Below are 13291 nucleotides of genomic sequence, written 5' to 3' on the forward strand. Positions count from 1 at the left end.
AAAGTTAAACAAGCAGACGATGTTGTGTGTTCACAACAAGTCTGCTTTTCTTTTCGGTCGATACTTCAAATTTTTGGTCTTTTTCAGTTCTGTGTTATTCTAATGAAGGATAAATGAAGAATGAATCGTAAACTTCTACATCATTTACAAACATATCGTTAATAATATTTTGGAGAGTAGATTATGAAGAAAATAATTGGTCTAATCATCATTATGGCACTCGTTGTTATCATGCTTAGTACGTATATAAAAAATCAAGTTGATAAAAGTAAAGCAATTGATGAAAATGCCATCGGTTATGAAATAGACTTAGAAGAAGAAGGGTTAGAAAAGGGACAATTGGCACCTGATTTCACATTAAAGACTTTATCTGGTGATACGTTTAAATTGTCTGATTTAAAAGGGAAAAAGGTTGTCTTAAATTTTTGGGCGACATGGTGTCCACCTTGTAAAATTGAAATGCCCCATTTACAAGAGTATTATGACCAATATGCAAAACAAGAAAACGTTGAAATCGTCGGCATCAATATAACGTATAATAAGGATTCTGTAAAAAGAGTCCAACAATTCGTTAACAGTTATGAACTAACATTTCCCATTCTATTAATGGAAGAGAAGGGGGTAGATGACCTATATCAAATTTTAACAATCCCTTCCACCTTTATGATTGATACAGAAGGGCGAATTCAGCACCATATTGTTGGTCCCCTTGATCAAAAAAAATTAGAGGAATATGTCACAAATTTAAATTAAAACGATGTTGGAACAACGATATAAATATTAAAATAGAAAATTCGGCTTTTCCGATGTGTTATCTCCTTTTGTTTTTTCATAGATTGAACGAGAGGAGGTAAATAATGCGGAAAAGTCGAATTTTTTTAATACTTGCTTTACTTTGTATCATTGTCACTGGGGGTGTAACTTGGAACAATTTAAATAGTGGGAATGATAAATCGAAGGTCAGCGATGTATCTGTTATTGACCAAGCCTACTCCCTTATTACTCAAAAATCTGTATACGGTACAAAGGAAGAAGAGCTGATAGAAGGAGCAATAAGGGGGATGGCAAATGCCATACAAGACCCTTATAGTACGTACTATACAGAAAAGGAGGCTGCTTTACACAAACAATCATTGGCTGGACAAAGGGTAGGAATTGGAATTGAAATAACAGAAAAAAATGGGAAATTTATTGTTGTAGCACCTGTAAAATCTTCTCCTGCTGAAAAAGCCGGTATCCGACCATTCGATGAAATCGTCCAAGTGGATGATCAACGTTTGGAAGGGAAAACAATTGGCGAACTAATGCAAATGATACAAGGAAAAGCTGGGGAAAAAGTTACTCTCGTTTTATATCGTCCTAGTACGGAACGTCATATTAAAGTGAGCGTCGAAAGGGCAGAGATGAATAATGAAACCGTCACATCAAAAGTACTAGAATTAGATGAAGCGAATATTGGATACATCTCGATTTCAATGTTTGGTGAACGAACAGCCGAAGAGTGGGTGAATGCGACTCAAAAACTAGTGAGTGAAGATGTGGAAGGATTGATAGTTGATTTACGTGATAATCCAGGTGGATATTTACATAGCGTAGCTGCTGTCGTAAGTAGTATTGAAAAGGCAAATACAACATTTGCCTACATGCAAAACGGTGCCGGTGAGATGGAACCATTAAAAACATCAAACATTGAAGCGGAAGAATTTTATTTGAATACAATGAAAAAACTCCCAATTGTCGTTCTTCAAAATGAAGGAAGTGCTTCTGCAAGTGAAGTAATGGCAGGAGCCGTTCAAAGTTGGGAACGGGCAATTATTGTAGGATCAAAAAGTTTCGGTAAAGGAACCGTGCAAGAAACTTGGGGACTCGAAAATGGTGGCGAATTGAAACTTTCCACGAATAAATGGCTAACACCAGAAAGAGAGTGGATTCATGGGAAAGGTATTCAGGCCGATGTAGAAGTAGAGCAGCATCCACTATTTTTATTAGAACTAATTCCTTTAAGTGGAGAGTTTGGTGAAGGTGACTTTAGTGAAGAAATTGCCTACACTCAAAAAGTATTAAGTGGTCTTGGTTATAGTATTACTAGGACGGATGGTTTCTTCGATGAAGATACAGCAGAGTCAGTCGTACAATATCGAAAGAAAAATAAATTAAAAAACGGTCGTCAAATGGATGATGAATTTTTTGCTAGTATTAGAGAGCAAGTTACATCATATAAACAAAATATGGAAAATGATGTACAGTTAAATATGGGGATTAGTGTTATGATGAATCGATTAAAAGGAGATATTTAATCAAAAAAAAGAAGTTAAATCTTATATAATAGACTTCATACACGATTTTTTCACCGCGAAATAGTTAGTTTATATCTACGCATTTGGTAATTCCTTTGATACAATGACAATAGTTAGTAATTAGGCGGTGGAAAAATGGTTACAGAAATATTATTAGAAATTGCTATAGCAATTGGACGTATGTTTATCAACCCACTATTTTATTTAGCAATTTTAATGGCAGTTTATTTAGGCTATCGTCGTGTAAAAAGGGAAAGGAAGTTTTTCCATACCCGTATTTTATGGGGATGGTCTGAAACAAAAGGCTTGTTAAGTGAAGGTCTACTAGTTTCATTATGCATCTCCATACTTTCAATCGCTTTTGGGTTAACTGTATCAGCTGAGCTTTTATATTTTGTGACAATTGCTAGTATGATAGCACTTATCCTTTATGTTTTCCATTTCCTTTCTCCTATCTTAATCTTTACTTTAAGTTTAGTAGCATTAATGGTCATGGATTATTTCGACTGGACCTTCTCATTATTAGGATTTAAGTTTAATAGTGTGAACTTAACAGAAGGTACAGCCGTTACGACAACATTACTTGTCGGATTGTTACTTGTTGCAGAAGGGCTGTTAATACGAAAAAATGGTGCATCTTATGCATCGCCCATTGTTGAAAATACAAAACGGGGATTGAAATCAGTAGCCTTTTTAAGTAAAAAAATTTGGATACTACCAATATTTTTTGTTATTCCTGGCAATGCAATTGATGCCTATATGCCTTGGTGGCCACAATTCTCGTTAGGTGCGACCCAATTTTCATTAGTCTTATTTCCAATTGTTTTAGGATTTCAGCAAATGGCCCGCCGTTCCTTACCGGTACAGTTGTATCCTAAAATGGGACGTAAAATTGTTTTACTAGGAGTGCTAGTTGTAATGGGAGGGCTTGTTGCTTACTTTGAGCCAATCGTTGGAATCATTTGTTTAATAGCAGGTACAGTCGCTCGAATCGTCCTCTCAATTATTCACACAATCAGCGAAAAAAGGGATATTTACGCGGTATCTCCACAATCAACGGGTGTAATGATTGCGGGAGTATTACCCAATTCACCGGCCGACAAAATGGGGTTAGATGTAGGTGAAGTGATTCGAAAGGTAAATGGGGTTGAAGTTCATACAGAGCGTCAATTATATGAAGCGTTACAAATTAATGCTGCCCATTGCCGCTTAGAAGTGTTGAATCATCAAAAGGAAGTGCGCTTAACGCAACACGTTGTATATAGTGATGATCACCATCGTATTGGACTTTTAATTGCCGAATAATCAATATAACGATTCGGTAAAATAATATTTTATAAAGTATGAATTGAAAAAAGTGCGAGAGTCTCAAAAAGACTTTCGCACTTTTTTATAGGAAAAATTTTAAAATAGCCATCGTTAAAACTCCTACAATTACCGTTTTAAATAGACTTTTTGTAAAAATAGCAACAATTAATGTAGGTATAAATGCTATAACATTTAACCAATTTAAAGTAACAATAGTTCCTTCGGAGTTAAATAATGACTCTAACACTAGGGCACTTAAAATGCAGATAGGGATATAGGATAACCATCTAAGAATAATATCTGGTAATTTTACATTACGTACTAACATAAAGGGGATTACCCTTGGGAGCCAAGTGACAATGGCACAACCAATCATTAATAATATCATGGATAAGGAAGTCGTCATTTTTCCGTCACCACCCCAATTGTAGCAACGATAATTGTCGTAATCAGCACCGCAATATGTCCAGGAAGAAAATATAAAAGAACATACATAATAAGGGCCATTAGGGCAATTAATTTTAAGTAATGCATTAACTTCGTTTTTCCTACATCGACTAAGTTGATAATAAGCAAAGCAGCAAACATTGCTACTAAGGCAAAATCTAATCCCCAACTTTCAGCATTAGGAAGCCATTTGCCTACTACACCACCAAGGGTACAGGAGGCAATCCATGTGAAATAAGCAGTTAGATTTAGCCCGTCCATCCAATTACCACCAATGGTTTTCTCCTTCGCAAGTTTTGTAACAGCTACTCCAAAGGTTTCATCTGTTAATAATGTCCCAAACCCTATATTTCGCAATGCAGAGTATTGGGTTAGATGGGGGGCAACGGTTAAAGACATTAAAAAATGTCGGAGGTTTACAATAAATGTAGTAATAATTATGACTGAAAAGGGAGCACCAGCTAAATACAATCCACAGAAAATAAACTGGGCAGACCCGGCGTATACAAGCACCGATAATAGAAATATTTCTAGAACTGATAAATTGGATGTAATCCCAATAACACCAAATGCTATTCCAATACTAATATACCCGAGTAGAGTCGGGATACAGTCTTTAACACCTTGTGAAAATGTATCAAGGGGAAGTGCTTCATTTACATTCATTTGTGTATTCAATTTTTTACAATCCTTTCGTTTCATCAAAAAGTATTGATTGCTATAATTCTAGTAATATATAACTTTAATGGATAGATTCTAGTAAAGCAATGTTCAATTATAAAAATAATATGAAACAAAATAACCTTATTTTTCGTTAATTACTAAAAGGAAATTATGTATAAGGTTATAAAAAGTATGGATATCGGGCAATAGTATTTCATAGATTTGTCATACAAAAGATGTCTAATGAATAATAATTTCTACTATAATGATATCAAGAAAAAATTAGAAAATTCCTTAAAAAATTATTTTTATAAGTGGTTAAATATTGTCGATGTTGCAAATGCTATCATTATGAAAAATGCATACAATTAGGTGGCAGTAACAATTACATCTACATAGACAGCTTAGTTTCTAATTTAGACAAAGGTTAAATTTATTAAGGTTATTAGAAGGAGATCTTATCTCTATTTTATATTTGATTTATATTGGGGTGGAACATGTGAACGATTGGTTTACAGTAGAAAATATTGAAAATTTAGCAGGACATTATCGGACACTTGGACCGCTAATCGGAATTTTACTTCCGTTTATTGAAGCCTTTTTACCTTTCCTCCCACTAGTTGTAATCGTAGTTGCAAATGCAAGTTCTTATGGCTTATGGATTGGCTTCTTATTATCTTGGGTTGGAACGGTACTTGGATCGTATGTTGTATTTCTAATCGTTCGAAAGTTTGGAAAACATCCTCGATTACAAGTTTTTATAGGGAAAGAAAAGGTGCAAAAACTTATAAGATGGGTGGATATGAGGGGAATAAGTCCACTTTTAATTTTACTTTGTTTTCCGTTTACCCCATCTGTATTAGTTAATATTGTTGCCGGGCTTTCAAACATAAAGAAAAAATATTATTTATTTGTCATTATGGCGGGGAAATTTATTATGATTGCAAGTATGAGTGTTCTCGGCTATGACTTAAAAGCACTATTAACAGATCCGATAAAATTAATTATCGCAGGGGTTGCGATTTTCTTGCTTTGGTTCATTGGGAAAGCAATAGAAAAACATTTGAATAAAAAAGTTGATCGAGATTTAAGTGAACAATCCGATAAGAAAAAAAAAGTGAAAATGTCTGTAAAAAAAGAGCGGTTGTTATAAACTGCTCTTTTTAATTCGATATTTTTTCTATCATGATAAAAAAATATTATAATAGAGAAATATCAATGAAAGTTATCTAGTTAATATGTATTAAAATATAAAAAATTTAAAGAATCGAACATATATTCTTATATAATAGAAGTTAGTAATCAAAGAGGGGGAGCATTATGTCGTTAAGAGTTATTAGTGGACGAGCCGGTACAGGGAAGACTACTTTCATTCATGAAGAAATCGTACAAGAATTGAAAGAAAAACCACTCGGTTCACCTATTTATTTAATTGTACCAGACCAAATGTCCTATCAAGCGGAGCATATGCTTACCAATTTATATGATATTAAAGGAATTATACGAGCTCAAGTTGTAACGTTTAAACGTTTAGCATGGTATATCTTACAAGAAACCGGTGGGATTGCAAAAGAACAAATCGATAAAATTGGTTATCGAATGTTAATCCGTCGATTGCTTACAGAAAACAAAGATCAATTTTCATTATTCCGCCAAGCTGCAGATAAACGTGGTTTTACCCAGGAAGTAGAAATGTTAATTAAGGAGTTTAACCAATATAATATCGACAGTTTGGCTTTAAAAGGGGTCATTGAAAAATTAGAGGATACAGGTGCTCCTAATACATTAATAGCAAAATCAAAGGATTTACAGTTAATTTTAACGAAATTGGAAGAAGTATTAGGGGATAGTTATGTAGACGGTGACAGTTATTATCCCGTTTTATTAGAACAACTGCAAAACTCTGAAAAAATAAAAGACGCCCATATATACATTGATGGTTTTACAGCCTTTACTGTTCGTGAGTTTGAAATTGTAAAACAATTGCTCACATTAGCTAAAAGAGTCACGATCGTATTACCTTTTGAAGATGAAAAGGATAAATATAATGACCAAGCTGTTTTTTATCGACCAGCAGTGATGTACGATAAATTACTTCAAGAAGCTTATAAAATTCAATTGGAAATTGAACCAAGAATTCATTTGGATAATTGCTATCGTTTCCATAATCATGATTTACAACACGTAGAAGAACAATTTCACGAACCAGTAGTGGAACCAATCCAATCCGACGGTTATGTTCAAATTTTAGAAGGGGCAAATCGCAGAGCGGAAGTTCACGGAATTGCCCGGGAAATATGTCGAATTGTCCAAGAAGAAGGCATGCGTTATAAAGATATTGGGATTATGTATCGGCAAGCAGATATATATGATCCATTAATTGAAACGATATTTGCCCAATATGATATACCTGTTTTTACAAATGAAAAGAAATCAATGCTTCACCATCCTTTAATTGAATTTAGTCGTTCTATTCTTGAAGTCATCGTATCCAACTGGCAATATGAACCGATATTTAGAAGTGTGAAAACGGATTTGTTTTTCCCGTTGAAAAGCAATTTAAAAGAAATGAGGGAAAAAGGAGATCTATTTGAAAACTTTATTATTGCACAAGGGATTTACGGTCACCGTTGGTTTGAAGATTCCCGCTGGTTTTATAAAAAGTACCGTGGACTAGAATTTTACTCGAAAAGACAAACGGATGAAGAGTTGGAAATGCAATCCTTGATTGATGAAATGAAGGAAATCATTCGGACGCCCCTAAAAAAATTACAAGATGACTTGAAAACGGCAAGGACGGGGCGAGAAATTGCAATGGCCCTTTATCGTTGCATTGATGAACTGCAAATATACGATAAACTTCAAGCGTTAAAAGATGCTGAATTAGAGGAACATCAACTTGATGGAGCAAGTGAACATGACCAAGCATGGAATAGATGGATTAATGTATTAGACCAATTTGTGAATATGTTCGGCGATCAACCACTATCTATTGAAGAAGCAGCACAAATTTTGGATGAAGGGTACGATACTCTCCAATTTTCTAAAATTCCTCCTTCCGTTGATGAGGTAACGGTTGCGACCGTTGAATTCTCCCGTTTTGACAATAAAAAAGTTGTATTTGTTATTGGGGTTAATGATGGTGTATATCCGATGCGGATGGATTACGAAGGACTAATAACGGATGTGGAACGTGGATGGTTTGCTGAAATAGATACGGAACTTTCACCTACATCAAAACACAGATTACTACAAGAAGCGTTTTTAATATATCGTGCTTTTTCTTCACCTACTGATCGACTTTATGTAACGTTCGCAAGTAGCGATGAAGAAAGCAAAGCATTACTCCCATCCCTTTATGTGAATCGTTTACATAAATTGTTTGAAGTAAATGGTGTAAAAACTTTACCCCATCATCGCGTATTCATTGATCCAAGCGAAGAATTGGAAAACAGTAATGTTCTTCGATATTTACGTCATCCTAGAACGTCTCTTGCCTTTTTAATGATGCAATTACGCCAAGTAGAACATACTGCACAACTTGCAACTGAATGGCAAGCATTAAAAACGTTTTATGAACAAGACCCATATTGGAAAGGTGTATTACATGGAGTAATGCGTCCTATTGAAAAGAAAAATGTAGCGGAAAGATTAACACCTGAAATAACGGAAGCTCTATACGGAACAGAATTAACATCAAGTGTTTCCCGTATTGAAAAATATTACCGCTGTCCATTTTCCCACTTTACAACTTATGGATTGCGTTTAGAAGAGCGAGCCGTTTATCGATTGGAAAATTTTGCAATGGGTGACCTGTTCCATGAAGCATTAAAATGGATTACATTAGAAACAGAGCGTCAAAACCTGCAGTGGAATCGATTAACACGGGCTCAATGTAGTCAATTAGCGCGACAAGCTGTGGAGCAAATCGTTCCTGTGTTTTCTCATCAAATATTATTGAGTAGTGCCCGATATCGATATATACAACGTAAATTAATACGAATTGTAGAAAGAACGATGATGGCCCTTTCCCAACATGCGAAGGTATCTTTCTTTAAACCCGTTGCGATAGAAGCAGCCTTTGGACCAAATGAACAACTTCCACCTTTAGAAATTGATTTAAAGGGTGGACGCAAAATGCATATTCGCGGTCGAATCGATCGTATTGACAGTGCTAAAGTTGGAGGCAAATCTTATTTACGAGTAATCGACTATAAATCTTCAAGTCGCGACTTAGATTTGAATGAAGTGTATCATGGAATTTCTTTACAGTTATTAACGTATTTAGACGTTGCAGTTGAAAATGCGAATATTTGGTTAGATGATGATGTAGAGGCAGCTGGAGTTTTATATGTTCACGTTCATAATCCAATTTTAAAAGTAGAAGAAGAGCTAGATGACTCTACATTAGAAATGGAAAGAATGAAGAAATACAAAATGAAAGGCCTTCTTACTGAAAATGCGGAATCATTAATTGCGATGGATGAAGATTTGGAACTTGGTGGTAGTTCGAAAATTGTACCAGTTTATTTAAAGAAGGATGGAACAGCGTCCCCATCATTATCACGGGTCGTACATCCTGCTGATATGAATCAAATTAAACAATATGTTAGAAAAAAACATAAAGCTGCTGGTGATGGAATATTGAGCGGTGAAACAGGCATTTATCCATACCGATTAAAGGGAAAAACAGCCTGTGATTTTTGTAGTTTTAAATCGGTCTGTCAATTTGATCCAACTGATCATGAGCAATTATATCATTCCCTTCAAGCAGATAAACCGAACAATGTTGTCAATAAAATACGGGAGGAGTTGAACAATAATGGGTCTATCGATTCCTGAAAAACAACCAGATGTAACTTGGACAGATGAACAATGGAAGGCAATTTGGGCCACAGGTCAAGATACATTAGTTTCAGCAGCTGCCGGTTCAGGTAAAACAGCTGTACTAATTAATCGAATGATAGAAAAAGTAATTTCGAAAGAAAATCCAATTGATGTGGATGAACTATTAGTCGTTACTTTTACTAATGCCTCCGCTGCTGAAATGCGCCACCGAATGGCAGAAGCCCTTGAAAAGGAAATTGCGAAAGATCCTCGTAATCAGCATTTACGACGTCAATTAAGCTTAGTGAATAAAGCACAAATTTCTACGCTTCACTCCTTTTGTTTAGCGATTGTACGCCAATATGCGTACTTAATAGACATTGACCCTGGTTTTCGTATAGCAAATGAAGGGGAGTCAGCCTTACTTCGTGATGATGTTTTAGCGGAAGTGTTGGAAGAGGCTTACGATAGTGAAGACGAAGAAAAAGTAAATGCAGTCTATCGATTAGTTGATAGTTTTACATCGGACCGTGATGATCAAGCAATCGAAACGTTAATCGATAAATTATATGAAACATCCCGTGTACATCCTGAACCGACAAAATGGTTACGCTCTTTACCGAAACAATATGATTTACCTGAGCATGTAACAATCGATGAACTTGATTTTATAGAGCCATTAAAAAAATCGATTAAATTTAGTTTAGAAGAAGCGCGGGAGCATATTGAAGAAGTTCGACAACTTGCCTTAAAGCCAGATGGACCTTATGCCTATGGAGAAACGGCAGAACTAGATTTTGCTTTAATAGAAGAAGCTATTCGTATTATGGAACACAGTACTTGGCAAGTAGCCTATGAATTTTTCAATCGTTTAAAATGGTCGACATTAGCAAGAATGAAAAAGGATAGTTGTGATCCAGTTCTTCAGGAAAGGGCAAAGAAAAAGCGGGATCAAGCAAAAAAAATCCTATCTCAAATAAAGGAATCTTTCTTTCTACGAAAGCCGGAACGCCTTTTACAAGAAATTCGTTTAATGGCACCAATCATTAAAACATTGGTGGAATTAACAGAAGCTTATAGTTATAAGTTCAAAGAAGCTAAACTACAACGAGGATTAGTCGATTTTTCCGATTTAGAGCATTACGCTCTAGATATTTTAACGGTAAAGGAAGATGGTAAACTGCAACCATCACCTGTTGCATTAGATTTTAAACAAAAATTTAAAGAAGTATTAGTAGATGAATATCAAGATACGAATATGTTACAGGAAACGATTTTGCAGCTCGTTAAAAGTGGTAGTGAAATGGACGGGAATTTATTTATGGTAGGAGACGTTAAACAATCCATTTACCGTTTCCGTTTAGCAGAACCAATGCTCTTTTTAAATAAATATTTACACTTTGAAGAAGAACCTGTTTCCAATGGATTAAAAATCGACTTAAATGCGAACTTCCGAAGCAGGCAAGAAGTATTACATGGAACGAATTTTGTCTTTGAACAAATTATGGGAGAGACGGTCGGTGAAATCATATATGATGAAAAGGCTGGCCTAAAGCCTGGAGCCCCTTATGATTCTGTTGAAATGCCAATTGAACTTGCCATCATATATGAAGAGCAGGAAGATGATGGAGAAGAAATCGATGAAGACGCTGAAATGGATTTCATCATCGAAGAAGAGATAAAAAAATCTCAACAAGAGGCCCGTTTTATTATTAAACGAATTCGTGAATTAATGGACGGTGGGACAACGGTCTATGATACGAAGCAGAAAGATCCTGCTAAACGTATTCGACCAATGAAATATAGCGATATCGTGATTTTAATGCGTTCCATGACTTGGTCGAATGATTTAGTTGAAGAATTTAAAGCAGCTGGTATTCCGTTATTTGCGGAATCTTCAAAAGGGTATTTTGAAGCACTGGAAGTGATGGTGATGTTGAACGTATTGAAAGTCGTTGATAATCCATATCAAGATATCCCGTTAGCTTCCGTCCTAAGAGCTCCATTTATTGGCTGTACAGAAAATGAATTAGCTAAAATTCGTCTTGCTAATCGAAAAGCACCTTTCTATGAAGCAGTAAAACAATTTGTAGAAGAAGAACAATCTGGTATTCATTCTGAGACTAGCGAAAAGCTTCAAAGGTTTTTACAACAGCTTGACACATGGAGAAATTTAGCTCGCCGTGGTTCCCTATCCGATTTAATTTGGCGCATTTATTTAGATACAAATTATTATGAAATGGTCGGTGCTATGGCGAATGGCAAACAACGTCAAGCGAATTTAAGAACTCTCCATGATCGGGCATTGATGTATGAAAAGACATCCTTTAGAGGACTGTTCCGATTTTTACGATTTATTGATCGAATGCGTTCAAGGGGCGATGATTTAGGTGTCGCCAAATCAATCGGAGAAAAGGACGACGTTGTTAGACTTGTAACGATTCACTCTTCAAAGGGATTAGAATACCCAGTCGTATTTGTTGCAGGATTAGGTCGGAGTTTTAACCAAATGGATTTTAGTAATGCTTATTTATTTGACCAACAGTTTGGACTAGCGGTGAAAGCTATTGATCCAGATGACCGCATTATGTATACGTCACTGCCGTTTTTAGCCATGAAAGAGAAAAAAATTCTCGAAATGAAAGCGGAAGAGATGCGAATTTTATATGTAGCTATGACCCGCGCAAAGGAAAGATTGATTTTAGTTGGTTCAGTAAAGGATTGGGAAAAGGTTCGTTCAAAATGGTGTGAAGTACAACAACTACCTACCGATGTGATGTTACCTGAATATTTACGTGCTAGAGCAAAAAGCTATTTAGATTGGATTGGACCAGTTGTTGCTAGACATGCTTCCTTTGAGCCTTTTAGCGATGAAGAGTATCGTCCAATTGATCACCCATCAAAGTGGAGAATTACACCAATTTCCAACACCTTCTTTATGAATAGCATTACTTCAGAACAGCAAGAAGAAGCAGGAGAACAGGCAGATACCCATCTAGATGAGAAGGTTTATAACGAGTTAAGAAACCGTTTTACAACAGGTTATTCGTTTAAAAATGCCATTTTGAAAAAATCAAAGACGAGTGTTTCAGAGATTAAAAGGATTGAAAATTTACAACGGGAAGAAGAAGAGGAGACATACCCTATTCAATCGACATCCTCTTCTGCTATGAAAAGACCGATGTTTTTACAAGAAAAAGGATTATCTGCGACAGAGATAGGTACCGTTATTCATACGGTTATGCAACATATTCCACAAAGAGGTTTCGACCGTGTGGAAGAAGTGCAAGCTTACCTACAATCATTAGTAGATCGTAAGCTCTTAACTTCGGAAGAATTGGCAGTAGTTGAACTTGAAAAGGTTTTACAGTTTTTTGCTTCCGATATCGGCCAACGTTTTAGTCGAGCAGTACAATTGTATAGAGAAATTCCTTTTACTTTAAGCATTGAAGACGAGGAAGGGGATTCACAAATTGTACAAGGGATTTTAGACTGTTTATTTCAAGATGAACAAGGCCGTTGGGTGCTCCTTGATTATAAAACTGATAAAATATTGCCGTCTTTTAAAGAGGAACCTTTTTTAACAAATGAAATGAAAAAACGATATGAAGTACAGCTTCGAATTTATAGTGAAGCGATTGAATCGATTTTACAAGTAAAAGTGGATGAAAAAGTCTTATATTTATATAATGCTCAAAAGGAGATTCATTTCAATTAGCTTTAAAGATAACAGTCTATTAATTTGATTC

General features: G+C 35.5%; 8 protein-coding genes. 6 read left to right on the forward strand and 2 right to left on the reverse strand.

Annotation, left to right across the window (positions count from 1 at the left end; translation table 11 throughout):
• Nucleotides 1–183 precede the first annotated feature (183 nt).
• From MHH69_RS04410 to MHH69_RS04420, 3 genes are all read left to right on the forward strand, one after another.
• Nucleotides 184–753: a peroxiredoxin family protein gene (locus MHH69_RS04410; protein ID WP_341361817.1), complete on the forward strand. Its 570-nt coding sequence runs from the start codon at nt 184–186 to the stop codon at nt 751–753.
• A 104-nt stretch (nt 754–857) separates the two neighbouring features.
• Complete coding sequence (locus tag MHH69_RS04415; protein WP_341361818.1) at nt 858–2297, forward strand: S41 family peptidase; 1440 nt, start codon at nt 858–860, stop codon at nt 2295–2297.
• Between the two features lie 135 nt (nt 2298–2432).
• The gene (locus tag MHH69_RS04420; protein WP_341361819.1) at nt 2433–3602 is read left to right on the forward strand and encodes a PDZ domain-containing protein; all 1170 of its coding nucleotides are present in this window, start codon (nt 2433–2435) and stop codon (nt 3600–3602) included.
• Between the two features lie 85 nt (nt 3603–3687).
• Here the strand turns inward: MHH69_RS04420 and MHH69_RS04425 are convergent, their stop codons facing one another.
• Together MHH69_RS04425 and MHH69_RS04430 are read right to left on the reverse strand one after the other, a co-directional pair.
• Nucleotides 3688–4011 (reverse strand): AzlD domain-containing protein, encoded by a 324-nt coding sequence (locus MHH69_RS04425; RefSeq protein WP_341361820.1) that lies wholly within the window; start codon nt 4009–4011, stop codon nt 3688–3690.
• Nucleotides 4008–4718: an AzlC family ABC transporter permease gene (locus MHH69_RS04430; protein WP_122971074.1), complete on the reverse strand. Its 711-nt coding sequence runs from the start codon at nt 4716–4718 to the stop codon at nt 4008–4010. The genes MHH69_RS04425 and MHH69_RS04430 overlap by 4 nt, the downstream gene beginning before the upstream one ends.
• A 496-nt stretch (nt 4719–5214) precedes the next feature.
• On the opposite strand from MHH69_RS04430, the gene MHH69_RS04435 reads away from it, so the two are divergent.
• The 3 genes from MHH69_RS04435 to addA all read left to right on the forward strand — a co-directional run bounded on the left by MHH69_RS04435 (nt 5215) and on the right by addA (nt 13260).
• Entirely contained in the window at nt 5215–5868 is a 654-nt protein-coding gene (locus MHH69_RS04435) for a TVP38/TMEM64 family protein (RefSeq protein WP_122971073.1), read from the forward strand.
• A gap of 167 nt (nt 5869–6035) precedes the next feature.
• The gene (gene addB, locus MHH69_RS04440) at nt 6036–9557 is read left to right on the forward strand and encodes a helicase-exonuclease AddAB subunit AddB (protein ID WP_122971030.1); all 3522 of its coding nucleotides are present in this window, start codon (nt 6036–6038) and stop codon (nt 9555–9557) included.
• The gene (gene addA / locus MHH69_RS04445; protein ID WP_341361821.1) at nt 9538–13260 is read left to right on the forward strand and encodes a helicase-exonuclease AddAB subunit AddA; all 3723 of its coding nucleotides are present in this window, start codon (nt 9538–9540) and stop codon (nt 13258–13260) included. Before addB ends, addA begins: the two co-directional genes overlap by 20 nt.
• The last annotated feature ends 31 nt before the right edge of the window (nt 13261–13291 follow it).

The organism is Ureibacillus sp. FSL E2-3493, from assembly GCF_038077515.1.
In the GTDB taxonomy this organism is placed as follows: domain Bacteria; phylum Bacillota; class Bacilli; order Bacillales_A; family Planococcaceae; genus Ureibacillus; species Ureibacillus halotolerans.